Below are 17,286 nucleotides of genomic sequence, written 5' to 3' on the forward strand. Positions count from 1 at the left end.
CGCCACGCTGCGCCCCACCGACGCGTTCGCATTGAACCCGATCGCCACCGCGCCCGCCGCCCCGGCGACGTTGTTCATCCCCAGCGCCACCGTATGAACGCTCGCCGCGTTCGCCGCGCTGCCCAGCGCCAGCGAGCCCTCCCCCGACGCCCGGGTCGCCGTGCCCACCGCCGTCGTGTAGGCATCGACGGCGCTGGCTTGGTTGCCCACCGCCGTGGCCAGCTTGTCGGTCGCCCGCGCCTCGTAGCCGATCGCCACCGCGTTCCAGCCAGAAGCCACCGCCCCGGACCCGATCGCAGGCGCAGGGCTCGTCAGCGGCGCGATTTGCACCTGCGTGGTGGAGACCACCGAGTACAGCTGGCTGCCGTTGATGGCGTCCGTTGAGTCGGCGGTGATTTGGCCGGCCGCGACGTTCGTGATCTGGCGCGTATCATAGCGACGCGTATCGACATTCTGGCCGCCGACCGAGACCGTGCCGGTGGGCGTGGTTCCCGCGAAGCCGCCGTACGTCGTAATTCCGATCGTGGCGTCCGACACGTTGACGGGGGACGCCGCGCGCGAATAGGCGCCCAACGCGACGCTGTTGGCGACACTGGCCTTGGCCTTGTAGCCCAGGGCCAAACTGTTCACGCCCGAGGCGGTCGCCTGGGGTCCCACCGCGGTCGCTTGGTCGCCCGAGGCTTGGCTGGCGTGGCCGATCGCGACCGCCGCAGACCCCGTCGCCGACACCTGCGAGCCGAGGGCGACCGAATCCTGAGTCTTCGCGAATGCCTGATAGCCCGCGGCCAGACTATAGGACCCCGCCGCATTGGCGGACGAGCCAAAGGCCGCCGCCCCACTCCCCGACGCATTGGCGCCAGACCCAATCGCGGGTGTATCGCTGGCACCGGACGCGGCCGAGACGGCCGAGACCGCCGCATAAAGCTGGCTGCCGTTGATCGCATCGGTTGAATCCGCAGCGACTCGCCCGGCCGATACGTTCTGGATCTGACGGGTTTGCGCAGCAACGGCTCCTCTTTGGACGGTGCCCACAGACACCACACCAACTGAAGACGTACCCGCAAAACCCGTCAACGCTACTCCACCAACCGTCGCCGAAGACACAGGCGTAGCCGCCGCAACGACACTGGAGCTGTCGCCGATCGATACACTATGCGCGACGTTCGTTTGTGCATACATTCCTATCGCGATAGCATATTCAGCGTTGGTCTTTGCTGACTCACCAACTGCGATAGCGCCTTGACCGATGGCGTTTGCATAACTTCCGATAACGGTGGCCCCAGAACCGTGGGTTGCTGATTGAAATCCTATGGCCGTTGAACTGATACCATCGGTAACTGCCATATCTCCCAAAGACGTCTCGGTGACAGCTATGGCAGGCACGACTCCCCCGAACGTCGCAAGAACCGCCCCCGCCCCGAGCGCCCCCAATCGCGCCCGACGACCGAACGCCATGCACAGCGACGACAGCCGCAGCACGGCCATGATGCGCCTGCGCATACCGCGCGAGAGATTACCCTGGATGCCCACGGTGTAACCCACGTGGACGAGGCGGCGGCCCTTCTGGTCGGCGGGCCGGTTGGTGCGGTTCGTGTTCATGCTCACCCTCGATGATGGTCGCGCCGTCGCCGTCGCGTTGAGCCGCTCGCCTTCGGGCGGGCAGCGAATTCGTTTTTGGGATGTCGGGTCAGGGCTCGGTCTGGAGCCGGTCCTGCTCGAAGGCGCCGCGGAGCCACCAGCCGGCGAAGCCCATGCTCGGCACGAGGAACGTCGCCAGGAGTGCGAGGCCCGCTTCGCCGTGGACGATCAGGCCCATGACGAAGCCGGAGACCGCCGCCAGCATGAGGGCGACGAGGACCGCGCGGCGGTCCTCCTCCCCTTGGCTGTCCTGGCCCGCGTCCTCGAACCGGCCATCCGATTTGCGCTCGCGCATCCGATCACCCCCGACCCCTCGGCCCCGCTCCCAGCATTCGCAGGCTTCGGTTTCGTCACGGCGCCTCGAAAGACACCGAACATCACGAACTCTTGCCCGATCCAGCCTAACAAGTTGCCTGCTCAGCGCTGATTGCATTGTTTTGAGCTGCAACTTGAAGTAATATTGGTCGTATTACTTGAAGCGAATTGGTGATGTCCGAGCCACAGGACCCTGTCAACGCAGGGCGAGGGGCGGTTCCATCACTAAGGTGAACGAGTTGCGGCCGAGCATTGCTTAACAAGTCGGAAAGCAACCCATCGACAGTTCATCGGCGAAACTGTGTGATCGGTGGCTCGCACTCTCGGTGGCTCAACGGATGTTGGCGCGCGGTCGGCCGTAGCTCTCGGATCATCGGCTCGGTGAAACTCAGTACGCGTGGCGCTGCGCAGATTTCTGCGGCGAAGACCGCGTTCTTCAGGATTGTCCGCCGTGGCGGTCGCATGATCCTGCCGGGATTTGCCGAGCTTCGGTGCGATGCCGATGATCGGCCCCGTGGCGTCGCGATTGACTTTCCGGCCCGGCACGGATGTCGGCGAAGATCTCGTGGCAATCGCTTTGGTCGCGATAGTGTCGAGGGGCGGGGTGTGGGGGCGTTGGCGGGCCGGTTCCGGGGCGCTTTCCGGCGGGCGGCGTGCGCTCCGGCCCGTGGCGGCGTGGGCGTGGGGACTCGTGGGGGGATGCGGCGTCTTCAGTCTTCAGCCGAGGTGGATGGCGCAACAGCGGGCGATACGGCGCCGCCTTCCAGTGTTCCGGGGGCGACCGGGGGCCTCCCGCGAGATCCTGTCCAGTCAAACGCCGCCGCTGGTCCGCATGATGGCGCGGTGATGCTCTCGGGATGCGCTTCGGCATTGGAGGAAAGGCGGTTTTTCGCGGTGTTGCTTTGCGGGATGGGCCGGGAATCTGGGCGTGGGATACCCGGCGTTCCGGCCCCCGATTGGGCGTTCCGCCGGCTGGGGCCGGGGGTTTCGCGCAATCTCGGCGGGGCGTGGCATTCGCGCCACACCCCTTTGCCGGTCATTCGGCCGCCTGCCCCACGGTGTCCGCCATCCGGGCGCGGCGGGTGCCCATGGGCTGGGGTTGGCCCACCGTCGTGTCCTCGGCGGTCTGGTGTTCCATCTCGGCGTTCAACTGCGCGCCCAGCAGCACGATGGTGGTCGAAATCCAGATCCAGGTCATGAAGCCGATGGCGGCGCCGAGGGACCCGTAGGTCTGGTTGTACTTGCCGAAGTTGCCGACGTACCACGAGAACAACAGGGAGCCGCCGAGCCACAGGAACGCCGCCAGGGCGGAGCCGGGGGTGGCCCAGCGCCAGCGGGGGGCGTCGCGGCTGGGGCCATAGCGGTAGAGCAGCGCGAGGCCGAGGAGCACGGCGAGGAACATCACCGGCCAGCGCAATTGCGAGAGCCACCATGCGCCCTCGCCGAGGCCGAGGAAGTTCAGGGCGATGGGCAGGGCCACGACGCCGGCCAAAGCCAACAATAGGAACAGCAGCGCCCCGGCGGTGAAGCCGAGGGAGACGAGGTTGAGGGTGAAGAAGCCGCGCGATTCGCGCTCGTTGTAGACGAGGTTCAGCGCATCGAAGACGTGCTTCATGCCGCCGTTGGCGCTCCAGAGCGACAGGGCGAGGCCCAGGAGCAGGCTGAAGCCCAGGGTGGTGTTGCCCTTCTCGTTGAGGCGCGTCACCTGCTCACCGACGATGTCGAGGGCGCCCTGGGGCAGGATGCCCTGCAGGCTGCCGAGTTGCTCGGAGATGGTCGCCGTGTCGGCCACGAGGCCGTAGAGCGAGACCAGGGCGGCGATGGCGGGGAAGATCGCCAGCAGGGCGAAGAACGTCACGCCGGCGGAGACGAGCATGATTCGGTTCTCGCCGACATCCCGCCACGTGCGCACGAGGATGTCCTTCCAGCCGGCGGCGGGGATCTCCTTGGGGGTGGCGGCCTTGCGGCCCCGGTCGGCCTGGGTGCGGGCGACGTGTTCGGCCTCGGGGCCGGAATGGGAGGGCGAGGGCTCGCGGGCGTCGCCCTCCCGCGGCCTCGGCGTGCGGGTTCTCGGCAGGGCGACGAGGCCGACGAGGGCAGTGGCGAGGCCGAGCGTCCAGATGAGGGACGCCGCGCCCGTGGTTCCGTCGTGACGTGGGGAAGGTGAATCCGGCATCGACGCCCCCGTTTCATTCGGGAATGCGCCCGAATTCCTTCGGCTAACCTCCGTTCGACCCGGCGCGTTTCAGGGGTCGGCCGGTTTGTCTTTCGGGGGGTGCGAGGCGGGCTTGCCCATCCCTGGCCCAGGCCGCCGCCGCGCCCTCGCCCCGGAGGTAGTGGGCGAAGACCTCGATGGGTTCGGGCCGGCCGACGAGGTAGCCCTGCACCTCGTCGCATTCCTCATCGGTGAGGAAGCGCATCTGATCGGTGGTCTCCACGCCCTCGGCCACCACGCCCATGCCGAGGCTGCGCCCGAGGCCGAGCACGGCGCGGACGATGACCGCCGCCTGGGGGCTTCCCTCGACATGGCCGACGAAGGAGCGGTCGATCTTGATCTTGTCGAAGGGGAAGGCCTGCAGCGTCGCGAGGGAAGAATAGCCGGTGCCGAAATCGTCCATGGCGATGGAGATGCCGAAGCTCTTGAGCCGGCGCAGGATGCTGAGCGCGCGGGCCATGTCGTTGATGATGACCGATTCGGTGATTTCCAGTTCGAGCCGCGCGGGCGGCAGGCCCGCCTCGGCCAGGATGGCGAGGACCCGCTCGGCGAGGTCCGGCTGCTGGAACTGGAGGGGGGAGAGGTTCACGGCGATCTTGAGGGGCCGATCCCAGCTCGCCGCCTCGCGGCAGGCCGCCCGCAGCACCCATTCGCCGAGGGCCATGATGAGCCCGCTCTCCTCGGCTAGGGGCACGAAGACGCTCGGCGGCACGAGCCCCCGCGTGGGGTGGCGCCAGCGCACCAGCGCCTCGAAGCCCACGAGGTCCCGCCCGCCCGTGGTCATCTGCGGCTGGTAGTGGAGCGTGAGCTCGTTCGCTGCGATGGCGTCGCGGAGGTCGCATTCGAGGTCGCGGCGCTCGGCCACCGCCTCGTCCATGGCGGATTCGAACACGCGGTGGGTGTTCCGCCCCTCCAGCTTCGCGCGGTAGAGGGCGAGGTCGGCGCGCTTGAACACCTCCTCGCCGCTCTGGCCGTGCTCCGGCACCAGGGCGATGCCGATGCTAAGCCCCACCTCCATCCGCTGCTCGCCGAAGGAGATCGGCGCGTTCACGGAGAGGATGAGGCGCCGCGCCAGATCCTCGATGGCGGCGAGGTCGCCCCCCTCGGCCACCAGCACGGCGAACTCGTCGCCGCCCAGGCGGGCGACCACATCCTCCGCATGCACCTCCACCCGGATGCGGTGGGCGACGGCGCGCAGCACCGTATCCCCCGCGAGGTGGCCGAGGCGGTCGTTGACGGCCTTGAACCGGTCGAGGTCGAGGCAAAGCACCGCCGCCGAACCCCCGCGCTGCCGGAGTTCGCCGAGGCGTTCGTCGAGGCGATCGTAGAACAGGGCGCGGTTCGGCAGGTCGGTGAGGCCGTCGTGGCGGGCCATGTGGGCGATCTGGCCCTCGGCGGCCTTGCGGGCGCTGATGTCGATCTGCGTGCCGACGAAGCGCAGGGGGCGGCCGTCCTCGGCGCGGGCCACCACCCGGCCCCGGGTGAGGAGCCACGCCCAGGTGCCGTCGCTGCGGCGCATCCGGTGCTCGCACTCGTAGAGCGCCGTGCGGCCTTCGAGGTGGTCTTCCAGGGTGCGCTCGGTGAGGGGCGCATCCTCGGGGTGGACGAGCATCCGCCATGTGCGGGCATGGGCTTCGAGATCGCCGGGCTGGTAGCCCAGCACCTGCCACCACCGCTCCGAGCACCACGCGGCGCCGGTCGCGAGGTCGGAATCCCACAGGCCGTCGCTGCCGGCGTCGAGGGCCAGCGCCAGCCGCGCCTCGCTCTGCGTCACGCGGATCTCGGCGGCCTTGCGGGCGGTGATGTCGGTGAAGGTGAGCACGGCGCCGCCGCCGGCGAGAGGCACGAGCCGCACCTCCACGACGCTGCCCTGCGGGCCTTCGTGCTCGAAGGCGTAGGTCTCCCCCATCGCGATCCCGTCGAGGGACCAGTGGCGCAGCCGCTCCGGGGCCTGGGCGAAGCGGCCCGCAGCGATCAGGTGGGAGCACACCGCCTCGAAGGCGGCCTGGGCGCGCATCAGCGCGGGCGGCAGGCCGAGCAGGGCGACGGCGCGCTCGTTGCACACCCGCACGGTGCCGGCGGAATCGACCATCATCAGGCCCTGGTCCATCGTCTCCAGGACCGTGTCGAGCAGTTCGGACTTCTCCCGCAGGAGTTGCTTGCCTTCCCGCAGGCTGCGGTTCGTGCGGTGCAGGTGCTCGACGAACAGCGCCAGCGCCGACATGGCGAGGATCGTCAGCATGCCCGCCGCGATGCCGAGCGCCAGCGCGCCGCGCGGGAAGGTGTTCACCTCCGGCACGAAGGTCGGATCCGGCACGATCTCCACCGCCGCCATGGCGATGAAGTGCAGGCAGGCGATGGCTCCGGTCAGAAGAGTGGCCGACACTACGTCGGCGCCGCGCCCGGCCGCGCGCCGGGCTTCGGTGAGCGCCAGCGCGGCGAGGCCTGTCCCCGCCACCAGGGCGACGCCGACCATGGGGATGTTCCAGGCGAAGAAGCCCGGCAGGCGCACGCCGGCCATGCCGGTGAAGTGCATCGCCGCGATGCCGAGGCCGAGCACCGCCCCGGCAAAGGCCGCCCCCGCCGCCCCGGGCAGGTGCCGGGCGAGGACCAGGGCAGTGCAGGAGGAGGCCACCCCGACGCCGAGGGACAGGAGGGTCAGGGACAGATCGTAGCCGATGCCGAAGCCGGGATCGTAGCCGAGCATCGCGATGAAATGCGTGGACCAGATGCCGATGCCGGCCGCGAGACCCGCTCCGAGGATCCAGGCGGTATGGCTCGCCTGCGCGCCGGCCCGCGACTGACGCAGGAGGTAGAGCGTCGCGAGGCAGGAGAACCAGCAGACCAGGGCGGCGAGCGGCACCGCCCAGGCCGTGTGTTCATAGGTCAGGCAGAAGAACGCGCGGTACATGAGTCCATCGAGCCCCCGACAGTTGGGGGACGATGGACTCACACAACTTTAAGATGTGTTATTTTGCAACCTGTCGGCGATATTCTAACGGCCTAGTGATGGGCCGCCGGCCGCACCGCCGGTGCCGGGCGGGCCGCTCGTGTTGGTGCCGCCGATGTTCACGCCGGGCGTCGTGCCGGGAATCGGCGAGTTGCTGGGATTGGCCTCGTTCCCGCGCGTGACCGGGCTCGTGCCGAGGTCGCGTTCGCCGCGGGTGACGCCGCCGACGCTGGCGGGCGGGGTGACGCCCGTGTTGCCCGCACCTCCGGTGACGGTCTGTGCCATGGCGGGCGATGCGAGGGCGAGCGACAGGGCGAGGAAGGTGAGCCGCATGAGGTCCGATCCGTTCGGGGGGAAGCCGGGCGGCAACGGATCGGGCGGGGGAAGGTTCATCCGCGCTGCGGCGTCGCCACCGGGAACCAGCCGCGCGACGGGGGCTTTTTCGAGGCTGAACGCCTTCAGGAACCCTGCATGATCCGCCAGACGCTCGCCGCCGCCTTCCTCGTGTCCTTCGGCCTCGGCGGGCCGGGCCATGCCGAAGGGGGCGCCCAGTTCGACGGCTCGGCCCTGAAGACGATGCTGCAGAGCGACAGCCTCGTCTTCAACGGCGTCACCCGTTCGCAGGATGGGCGGGTGTTCTCGCCGTTCCAGCGGCAGAGCAAGAACAAGGGCATCGAACTCGGCGAATGGAAGGACGGCAAGGTCGTCGCCTATCCGAACGAGGAGTGGAATTCCTGGAAGCAGGGCGACGACCCGGCCAAGGCCTTCGTCGCGGTGAACGCCATCCGCATGGGGCCGGACGGCGACCTGTGGGTGGTCGACAAGGGCGCGCCGGGGCTCGGCGAAGCCCCGCTGCCCAACGGGCCGAAGCTCGTGCAGATCGACATCGCCACGAACCAGATCCGCAAGGTGTATCCGCTCGGGGCGGCCACCAGCGACAAGAGCTTCATCGACGATTTCCGCTTCAACGGCGGCAAGGTCTACCTCACCGACGCCGGGCATCCGGGGCTGATCGTGCTCGATCTCGCCTCCGGCAAGCTGTGGCGGGTGCTCGACGGGCATTGGTCGACCATCGCGCAGCGTCCGCTCACCGGCCAGGGCCGGGTGCTGCGCGACGACAAGGGCACGCTCCTGGCGATCCATGCCGATCAGCTCGAAGTCTCGCCGGACGGCAAGACCTTCTATTACCAGCCCTGCACCGGGCCGCTCTACAGCATCGGAACCCAATGGCTCGATGACGAGACCGCCAGCGATGCGGAGCGCGCCCAGCACGTGAAGCTGTTCGCGCCGACCGTTTCGACGGGTGGGACGGCCATCGCCGCCGACGGCACCATCTATTCGAGCGACACTGACGCCCTGCGCATCCTGAAGATCGCCCCGGACGGCACGACCAGCACCCTGGTGCAGGACCCCCGCCTCGTCTGGGTCGATGCCATGTGGATCGACGACGAGGGCGGCCTCTGGATCCCGGCCGCGCAGATGAACCGCACGCCGGCCATGAACGGCGGCGAATCCTCGACGGTGAAGTTCCCCACCACGATTTATCGCCTCGACATCGGCGCGAAGCCCGTCAGGAACTGAGTCGCGGAAACGCGCGGCGGTGGATGTCTCGTCCGCCGCCGCTGCATCGCGCGACGGATCGGCTAAAGTCGGGATGTCTCCGCCGCGCCCGAAGTGATGTTCCCGCTGACCGAAACGCCCGCTCCCACCCGTGACGATCCGGCCGAAGGGCTGTCGAAGGTGCACCGTCTGGCGACGGAGCTCGCGGCCCGGATGCGCTATGCGCAAATCGTCGAGCGCCCTCTGCCGTCGGAGCAGGTCGAGGCGCTCGTTCAGGCCGCCCGCCTGCTGCAGGAGAAGGGCGAGCCCTGGCCACAGCTCGTCGGCGAAGTTCTGAAGCAGGTCGCCGACGATCTGGCCGAGGAAGCCGAGCCGAAGGAGCCGGAGCCCGAGGGCGGCCGCATCGTCGCCGGGCTGAACCGTTTCCTCGGCGCATTCCGGCGAGAGGCGAAGGCGTCCTCTGGGGCATGAGCAAGTGGCGACGCGCCGCACGCAGCCTTTGCGTCGGTGTCGCGTTGGCCCCGCACGACTGCAAGGGCTCCACGATGCTTCGCTCCGAAACCCCACCCCCGCCGGGAAACCTCGATTCCCACGAGCCGCCGGAAAACGACCGGCCGAACGCCGCCCAGCTAAAGGGCGACATCAATAGCGGCCGCACCGGGGACAAGATCGAGCATGTCGATGTCGGGGCCGCGATGCTCGGCACCTGCGAGGAGGCCGGCGGCGCCCCGCCGACGTCGCAGGAGGTGAAGCTCGCCCGCAAGAACGAGGCGGCATCCGAGCGCGTCCGCGACGCCGCCGATCCGCACGGCAAGCGCAGTTGGACCCTTCCGCTTTACGGCGGCGTTCTCGCAGCTATCTGCGTCGTTCTGGTCGTCGGGCTGATGCTGATCCACTGATCGCCACCCGGCCATCGAGGAGTTCTCGTTTCATGGTCATGATCATCATCTGCTTCCTGGCGCCATGGCTCGCCATGTTCCTGCGCGGGAAGATCTTCCAGGGCATCGTCTGCATCATCCTCCACCTAACGCTGATCGGCTGGATCCCCGCGACCATCTGGGCGCTGATGGTCACGCGGAAGGAGACGGCCTGACAGGCTCGTCACGACGATAGCCCGAGGTCTGTGATCAAGATTTAAGCGCGACGCGACATTCAATGGAATGCCGCGCCGCGCTCATTTTATTGTATAATTACTTTGCTTTACGGTCGAGACGACGCCAAAATAACCGATTCATTCGCTACGACCATTCATTACATTCATAGAAAACGAACTTAGTCCAAAGCCACTACCTTAGGTAGTATACATAACGCGACAGGCGCGATGCCGCGCTGTACTCAGGTCGCCACGCCGAGCTTGGCCATACGATTTCCACAATCGACAATCTTACTGATGAGCATCCAGCCATTCGCTGAGCGCTGATCTGTAATACACCCCTACGACACCATTCCCCCTTGCACTTTTCCGCGTTTAAGCTCATCGCAAAGTCGAGGGTGCAATTATGGAAACACACGAATGTCTCACGAAACCGAAGGGCATGGCTTCGACTTCATGGTAGCGACCGGCGACATCGTCGCCGCCTACGTGTCGCACAATCATGTTGCCGCAGCCGACCTGCCCCACCTGATCGCCACCGTGCACCAGACCCTCGGTGCCCTCGGCACGAACACCCCCGCCGTTCAGGAAGAGGCGGTCGAGAAGCCGTCCGCCGCCCAGGTCCGCAAGTCGATCCAGCCGGATGCGATCATCAGCTTCCTCGACGGCCGCCGCTACAAGACGCTGAAGCGCCACCTCGCGGCGCATGGCTTCTCCCCGGCGACCTACCGCGAGCGGTTCGGCCTCGCGGCGGATTATCCGATGGTGGCGCCGTCCTACAGCGAGAAGCGCTCGAACCTGGCGAAGTCCCTCGGCCTCGGCCGCCCGACCGACTCCGCCGAGTCCGGCCGCAAGGCCGCCTGAACCAACCCGCACCGGCCGCACGGGTGACGCCCGGCGGCCGGCGCCACGCCTTAGCCGGGACAGCGGGGAACCATTCAGCGACCTTGGCTATATCTGTAGCTCCGAGACGCGCTGAAGAGACCCAATCCCGTGCATCGACGCAACGTCCTCCTCGGCGGATCCGGTACGGCCCTGGCTGGCCTCCTGGAGTGGGGTCTGCTGCCGGGCGCCGCGCTGGCCGAGACGAACGACAAGCAGCCCGCACCGGGCCCGTTCGAGGGATCGACCGTCCGCCGCCTCGCGCAGGCTCTGTCGAAACAGCCGTTCAAGGCGCCCTCCACCGACCTGCCGGGGGCGATCAAGTCCCTCAGCTACGACCAGTATCGCGGCATCCGCTTCCGCAGAGAGCGCGCCCTGTGGCGCGACCAGAAGCTGCCCTTCGAGGTGCAGTTCTTCCCGCGCGGCTTCCTCTTCCGCCCGGCGGTCGACATCTTCGAGGTCGCGGACGGCAGGGCGACCGCCGTGCCCTACAATGCCGACCTGTTCAGCTACGACGACCCGACGTTCCGGGTGACCGAGCCGCTGGGCTTCGCGGGCTTCCGCATCCATGTGCCGGGCCAGGGCGGCGGCGACAGCGACGAACTCTGCGCCTTCCTCGGCGCGAGCTACTTCCGCGCCATCACCAAGGGGCAGCAATACGGCCTCTCAGCGCGCGGCCTCGCCATCGGCACCGGCAATTCCAAGGGTGAGGAATTCGCCCGCTTCCGCTCGTTCTGGCTGGAGAAGCCGAAGCCCGACTCACCGGCCCTGGTGATCCATGCGCTCCTCGACAGCGAGAGCGTCACCGGCGCCTACCGCTTCACCGTGCGGCCGGGCACCGCGACCGTGTTCGACGTCGAGAGCGTGCTCTACCCCCGCGTCGACATCGTCGAATCCGGCGTCGCGCCGCTCACCAGCATGTACCAGTTGTCGCCGAAGGATTCCCGCCGGTTCGACGAGTGGCGCCCGGCCGTCTACGATTCCGAGGCGCTGCTGATGTGGACCGGCCAGGGCGAGCAGATCTGGCGCCCGCTGTGCAATCCCGTAGACCTGCAATTCAGCGTATTCGGGCAGGCCAACCCACGCGGCTTCGGGCTGATGCAGCGCGACCGGATCTTCGCGGATTACCAGGACCTCGAAGCCCGCTACGACAAGCGGCCGAGCCTCTGGATCGAGCCCATCGGCGATTGGGGCGAAGGCGCCATCGACCTCGTGGAGATCCCGACGCCCAACGAGACCAACGACAACATCGTCGCGTTCTGGCGCCCGAAGGACAAGCTCTCCGCCCACGGCGAATACACCTACACCTACCGGATGCACTGGGGCTGGGACACGCCCTGGCCGACCCAGTTGGCGCGCGTCACCCGGACCCTGATCGGCGCGGGGCCGGAGGACAACAGCCGCATCTTCGTCATCGACGTGGTCGGCGAGGCGGTGAAGGGGAAGGGCGCCGACACGCCGTTCCACGCGGAGGTCGGCACGAGCGTCGGCAAGGTCACCGACGTGTCGGCCATCCCCAACCCCGAGACGGGGGGATGGCGGGTGAGCTTCCACCTGCGCCACGGCGGCGCCAAGCTCGCGGAACTGCGCTGCGTCCTGCTCGGGGATTCGGGGCCGGTCTCCGAGACCTGGCTCTACCGCTGGACCGCCTGATGCAGAGTCTGGACGCCGTGTCCGACGCGGCGACGGTTCCCGCCCTTCCGCCCCTGGCTCCGCTGGACATGCCGGTCCAGTCGCTGCGCGCCGAGCCGCGCCGTGAAGCCGGGCTGATCGCGCCGACGCGGGGTGTCGCCCTGCGGCGGCTCCTCGTCATCGGCGGCGCCGTGGTGATGACCGCCATCGGCGGGCGGCAGATGTACCTCGTCCTCAACGGGGCGGGGCAGAGCTTCCTCGGATGGGCGGTGCTCATCCTCTTCGTCGTGCTGTTCGCGTGGATCGCCCTCGCCTTCACGAGCGCCCTCGGCGGCCTGATCGACATGCTGGCCGGACGCCGCAGGAATGCCGACGAGACTCTGCCGGAGCTCGGCACGCGCATGGCCCTGCTGATGCCCTGCTACAACGAGAGCCCGGCGCGGATCGCGGCAGGTCTGCAGGCGATCTACGAATCCCTCCAGGCGACCGGCCGGCTCGACCGCTTCGACTTCTTCATTCTCAGCGACACGACCGATCCGGACGTGTGGATCGCGGAGGAGGCCTCGTTCCTCGCCCTGCGCGAGCGGACGGGGGGCCACGGGCGGATCTTCTACCGGCGCCGGGCCAAGAACACCGAGCGCAAGGCCGGCAACATCGCCGATTGGGTGCGCCGCTTCGGCGGGGCCTACCCGTTCATGCTGATCCTTGATGCGGACAGCGTCATGGAGGGCGCCAGCGTCGTGCGCCTCGCCGCGCTGATGGAGAAGGAGCCGGGCACCGGGCTGATCCAGACCCTGCCGGTGATCGTGAACGGCACGACCCTGTTCGCGCGCATGCAGCAATTCGCCGGGCGCATCTACGGCCCGCTCATCGCCCACGGCATCGCCCGCTGGCACGGCACCGAGGGCAATTACTGGGGCCACAACGCCATCATCCGCACCCGCGCCTTCGCCGAGCAGGCGGGCCTGCCGGTTCTGCGCGGGCGCACGCCCTTCGGCGGCCACGTCCTTAGCCACGATTTCGTGGAGGCGGCCCTGATCCGCCGGGGCGGCTGGGCCGTGCGCATGGTGCCGGACCTGCCCGGCAGCTTCGAGGAGAGCCCGCCCTCCCTCACCGACGTCGCGGTGCGCGACCGACGTTGGTGCCAGGGCAATCTGCAGCACGCCGCCGTGCTGCCGACGCGGGGGCTCCACTGGGTCAGCCGGCTGCACCTGATGATGGGCATCGGCAGCTACGTGACCTCGCCCCTGTGGCTGGTCTTCCTGCTGTTCGGCGTGCTCATCTCGCTGCAATCGCGCTTCGTGCGACCCGAATATTTCGGCGAAGGCCCCTCGCTGTTCCCGAACTGGCCGAAGGTCGATCCGGTGCTCGCCGAGCAGCTCTTCACCGCCACGATGGCGGTGCTGCTGGCGCCGAAGCTGATGGCCTACATCACCCTGCTGTTCGACAGCCGCCTGCGCCGGGCCTGCGGCGGCGGCCTGCGCGCCTTCGGCAGCGTGCTGGTCGAGACCCTGGTCGGCGGCCTGATCGCCCCCATCGCCATGCTGATCCAATCCTCGGCGGTGGTCGGCGTGCTGCTCGGCCGGGATTCCGGCTGGAATGCGCAGCGCCGGGACGACGGGCGCGTGCCGGTCGGCGCCGTCATCCGCGGCTACTGGCAATACACGCTGTTCGGCCTGATCCTGGCGGGCGCCGCCTACGCGGTCTCGACACCGCTCTTCCTCTGGATGACGCCGGTGCTGGTGGGCCTCGGCCTCGCCGTGCCGCTGGTGCTGCTGACGTCGAGCCGCAGCGCCGGCCGCGCCCTGCGCCGCCTCGGCCTGCTGCGGATCCCGGAGGAGGTCGCCCCGCCGCCCTCACTGCAACGGGCGCTGGTCCTCTACCGACAGTTGAGCCAGGAGATGCAGGACGAGGACGCGATGCAGCGCCTGATCCGCGATCCGGCCCTGTGCCGACATCACCTCGACGCTCTGCCGCCAGCCCGTAGGCGCGGCGAAGGCCCGCTGGACGCGAACCTCGTGGTGGGCTGCGCCAAGCTCGCCGATGCGGACAGCCTCGACCACGCCTGGGCGAATCTCACCCACGCCGAACGGGCCGCCGTTCTGGGCTCCCGCGACGGCATTAAAGCCGCGCTCGCGCTTACCGAACCGGCCTGACGTCAGGTCCGGTTCAGCGCCTCGATGGCCGGCTGAAGGCCCCGCAGGGAGAGGGGCAGCACCATCGGCCGGCCGGTCGCGTCCGTGAAGGTGAGCCGGCCCGGCTCGGCGGCGGTCAGATAGGCCTTAAGCGCCTCGGCAGGGGGCTGGACCTCCGCGACGCAGCCGCCGGGGATGCAGCGGCGCCACGGCAACTCGATCGGCCGCGCGTCCTTCTCCGACAGCGCGAGGGCGGCGCTGCTCGGCAGCACGATGTTGGTCGGCAGCACGACCATGATCCGCAGGGGCTCGCCGGGCTTCGCGCGGCTGAAGGTGATCTGCGCCACGGGGACCGTGCGGTCCTTGTCCTTCACCTGGATGGTCTGCGCGACCTCGCAGGCTTGGCTCTTGTCGTTCACCCGCTGGCAGCGGAGCACCCAATCGCCGTAGGCGGCGGTGGTCGCGACCGGATCGGACGCGACCGGAACCGGCGCGGGACCGGCCGCCGACGCAACGAAGCCCGAGGCGCAGAGGAGGAAGGCGACGACCAGACCGGTTTGTATCAGTGACATCACATTGTCCGGAGGGAGCATCGACCGTACCGGCCGATATCGCTAGTTGTATTATCTCAATAGTTACATCTATAGATGTAATTGGATAATATAAAATCGAATACAAGCTCACGCCCGGTCGCACAAGCACCGGTTCGGCTTTACCGGAGGCGTTTCACCGCGAGCCCCGGGGTGGATTGGGCGTTCCCAAGGCGGGGCCGCCGTGCTCAACCCTTGGGCAATGACGAAGCCTACGCCTTCCCTCGCCCATTCCCCCGGCACGAACCGGCCCATCGTCGCGAGTGGCCTCGTCGCGCTCGCCATCGCCATGGGCATCGGTCGATTCGCCTTCACCCCGCTCATGCCGCTCATGGTCCGGGACGGAACGCTGGATGTCGCCTCCGGCGCGGAATGGGCGGCGGCGAACTATCTCGGCTACTTCGTCGGGGCGCTCACCGCGTCGTGGTTCTCGGGCAATCCCCGCCGGGGCCTGCTGCTCAGCCTCCTGGGCGTCGCGGTGACGACCCTCGCCATGGCCGCCGTCGGGGCCTCCTCGCCCGGCTTTCTCGGCCTTGGTCTGCGGGCGGCGGCGGGGGTGTTCAGCGCCTGGGCCCTGATCTGCGCCAGCGGCTGGTGCCTCGCGGAACTGGCCCGACGGGGCGCCGCCGCGCTGGGCGCCTGGATCTATACCGGCGTCGGCCTCGGCATCGCCTTCGCGGGCGTGCTGACCTGGCTCGGCGGGGTCCAGCCGGCGGAGAGGCTATGGCTCGAACTGGGGGTGATCGCCGCCCTCGGCGGCCTGCTGGTCCAGGGCCTGTCCCACGGCCAGGGCACGCAGCCGGCACAAATCGCGGAGCGGGAGGCGGCCGCCGTCGCCCCCCTGCGCGGGGGCGGGCAGACGGCCCTCGTGATCTGCTACGGCACCTTCGGCTTCGGCTACATTGTCCCCGCGACGTTCCTGCCGGCCATGGCCCGCGCCCTGGCACCGGACCCGCTGGTATTCGGCCTGACATGGCCGCTGTTCGGCCTCGCCGCCGCCCTCTCGGTGGCGGCAGTGGCCCGCTTCGCCGCGCGGGGCTCGCGGCGGCGGATCTGGGCGCTGGCTCAGGCGGTGATGGCGCTCGGCACCGCCCTGCCCCTGTTCGTGCAGACGCTGCCCGCCATCGCCGCCTCGGCGGTGTTCGTGGGCGGCACGTTCATGGTGGCAACCATGGCGGGGCTGCAACTCGCTCGGGAAGCGCGGCCCGATGATCCGACGCCGCTCCTCGCCCGGATGACGGCCGCCTTCGCCGCCGGCCAGATCGCCGGCCCGCTCATGGTGCGGGCCATCGGCCCCGGCCGCGTCGCCGGGTGGGATGCCTTGAGTTGGACGGGGGCGCTGGCGACGATCCTGCTGGTCCTCACCGCGCTCTGGCTCTGGCGGGCCGAGGCCTGATTCAGGCGGCGACCAGCAGGGGCCGACGCATCCCGGCCGCGAGCCGCGAATTGCGGTAGCGCTCGTCGGTGGTCACTTCGCGTCCGATCCAGGACGGGAGCGGCACGTCCTCGTCCTCGCGGGTCAGTTCGACCTCGGCTAGGATGAGGCCGGCGAGGCTCCCGGCGAACAGGTCCACCTCCCAGGTGAAGCTGCCGGCCGCGATGCGGTGGCGGACCTTCTCGACCCGGTGGCGGGGCGAGACCGAGTCGAGCATCGCCGCGCCGAGTGCGGCATCGACCTCACGCTCGATCTCCTGCCGGACGGCGCCCTGCCGCTTGCCCTTCCAGGCGACGAAGTAGCGCTCGCCCATCCGCCGCACCCGGAGCGTGTTCTCGTCGTCGGTGTGCAGGTAGCCCTGAACGATGCGGACCCCGTTCCGGCAATGCTCCAGCACGGACGGGTGGGCGAGGAATTTCCGCTCGATCTCGATCGACATGCAGGGCCTGGGGCGTTCGCGATGCGACGTCGTTACGCGCAATTGGCCCGGAGGCAAGGGCGCGGCACGGACCGCTTCGCGTTATCCCGCTTACGCAACAGGCGGCGGACCGCATCGACCCGATGCTGAACAAGGGAATTTGCGCCCCTTGGTTGCAGATCAGGCTTGCCCAAAAGTCATGCAGTCGGGCGAAAGCGCCGGCAAAGCTCTCACCTTCAAAGGCGTTCAGTTGCGTGGGACCAACGGGCGCCCCGTGGGGTTCCCTATAAACTTGGGTTGGCTTTCCACGGCTCCGATCTCGCGAAAGCGTCGGGTGCCGTGCAAGGTCGACTCGTGCCGGCATCGGTGCGGTGGGCATGACGACAGCTATGCACGGCAACTTGTTCGTCCGGGTGGCAGCCC

At 68.7% G+C, this 17,286-nt stretch carries 14 protein-coding genes and 1 pseudogene; 8 read left to right on the plus strand and 7 right to left on the minus strand.

The annotated features are described in order from the left end of the window. The 5 genes and pseudogenes from MKK52_RS23375 to MKK52_RS23395 all read right to left on the minus strand — a co-directional run. Positions 1–1,599: pseudogene (locus tag MKK52_RS23375) on the minus strand (hypothetical protein); the annotation flags it as partial. An 88-nt stretch (positions 1,600–1,687) separates the two neighbouring features. Further along, complete coding sequence (locus tag MKK52_RS23380; RefSeq protein WP_243958432.1) at positions 1,688–1,933, minus strand: hypothetical protein; 246 nt, start codon at positions 1,931–1,933, stop codon at positions 1,688–1,690. 1,056 nt (positions 1,934–2,989) lie between these two features. Further along, positions 2,990–4,129, minus strand: a complete 1,140-nt coding sequence (locus tag MKK52_RS23385) for a YihY/virulence factor BrkB family protein (protein ID WP_243958433.1) — start codon at positions 4,127–4,129, stop codon at positions 2,990–2,992. 43 nt (positions 4,130–4,172) lie between these two features. After that, the gene (locus MKK52_RS23390) at positions 4,173–7,079 is read right to left on the minus strand and encodes an EAL domain-containing protein (protein ID WP_243958435.1); all 2,907 of its coding nucleotides are present in this window, start codon (positions 7,077–7,079) and stop codon (positions 4,173–4,175) included. An 84-nt stretch (positions 7,080–7,163) separates the two neighbouring features. Further along, on the minus strand, positions 7,164–7,451 hold the full coding sequence (locus MKK52_RS23395) for a hypothetical protein (RefSeq protein ID WP_243958437.1): 288 nt from the start codon (positions 7,449–7,451) through the stop codon (positions 7,164–7,166). A gap of 138 nt (positions 7,452–7,589) precedes the next feature. Between MKK52_RS23395 and MKK52_RS23400 the strand changes: the two genes are divergently transcribed. The 7 genes from MKK52_RS23400 to mdoH all read left to right on the plus strand — a co-directional run bounded on the left by MKK52_RS23400 (position 7,590) and on the right by mdoH (position 14,441). Then, positions 7,590–8,699, plus strand: coding sequence for a major royal jelly family protein (locus tag MKK52_RS23400; protein ID WP_243958439.1), 1,110 nt, complete (start codon positions 7,590–7,592; stop codon positions 8,697–8,699). A gap of 96 nt (positions 8,700–8,795) precedes the next feature. Then, positions 8,796–9,149, plus strand: a complete 354-nt coding sequence (locus MKK52_RS23405) for a hypothetical protein (protein ID WP_243958441.1) — start codon at positions 8,796–8,798, stop codon at positions 9,147–9,149. Positions 9,150–9,223: 74 nt separating this feature from the next. Beyond that, positions 9,224–9,577, plus strand: coding sequence for a hypothetical protein (locus MKK52_RS23410; RefSeq protein ID WP_243958443.1), 354 nt, complete (start codon positions 9,224–9,226; stop codon positions 9,575–9,577). Positions 9,578–9,609: 32 nt separating this feature from the next. Beyond that, entirely contained in the window at positions 9,610–9,771 is a 162-nt protein-coding gene (locus MKK52_RS23415; RefSeq protein WP_243958445.1) for a YqaE/Pmp3 family membrane protein, read from the plus strand. Between the two features lie 420 nt (positions 9,772–10,191). Then, positions 10,192–10,635, plus strand: a complete 444-nt coding sequence (locus MKK52_RS23420; RefSeq protein ID WP_243958447.1) for a MucR family transcriptional regulator — start codon at positions 10,192–10,194, stop codon at positions 10,633–10,635. A gap of 129 nt (positions 10,636–10,764) precedes the next feature. Further along, entirely contained in the window at positions 10,765–12,306 is a 1,542-nt protein-coding gene (locus MKK52_RS23425; RefSeq protein ID WP_243958449.1) for a glucan biosynthesis protein, read from the plus strand. Next, a complete protein-coding gene (gene mdoH / locus MKK52_RS23430; protein WP_243958451.1) occupies positions 12,306–14,441 on the plus strand; it encodes a glucans biosynthesis glucosyltransferase MdoH in 2,136 nt (711 codons plus the stop codon). Before MKK52_RS23425 ends, mdoH begins: the two co-directional genes overlap by 1 nt. Before the next feature lie 2 nt (positions 14,442–14,443). Here mdoH and MKK52_RS23435 read toward each other — a convergent pair whose 3' ends face one another. Further along, the gene (locus MKK52_RS23435; protein ID WP_243958453.1) at positions 14,444–14,992 is read right to left on the minus strand and encodes an invasion associated locus B family protein; all 549 of its coding nucleotides are present in this window, start codon (positions 14,990–14,992) and stop codon (positions 14,444–14,446) included. Between the two features lie 220 nt (positions 14,993–15,212). Here MKK52_RS23435 and MKK52_RS23440 point away from each other — a divergent pair, with 220 nt between their 5' ends. Further along, positions 15,213–16,406, plus strand: coding sequence for a YbfB/YjiJ family MFS transporter (locus MKK52_RS23440; RefSeq protein ID WP_243958455.1), 1,194 nt, complete (start codon positions 15,213–15,215; stop codon positions 16,404–16,406). 1 nt (position 16,407) lies between these two features. Here the strand turns inward: MKK52_RS23440 and MKK52_RS23445 are convergent, their stop codons facing one another. Further along, positions 16,408–16,884: a CYTH domain-containing protein gene (locus MKK52_RS23445; protein ID WP_243958457.1), complete on the minus strand. Its 477-nt coding sequence runs from the start codon at positions 16,882–16,884 to the stop codon at positions 16,408–16,410. Between the last annotated feature and the right edge of the window lie 402 nt (positions 16,885–17,286).

This window comes from Methylobacterium sp. J-067, from assembly GCF_022829465.1.
GTDB lineage: Bacteria > Pseudomonadota > Alphaproteobacteria > Rhizobiales > Beijerinckiaceae > Methylobacterium > Methylobacterium litchii.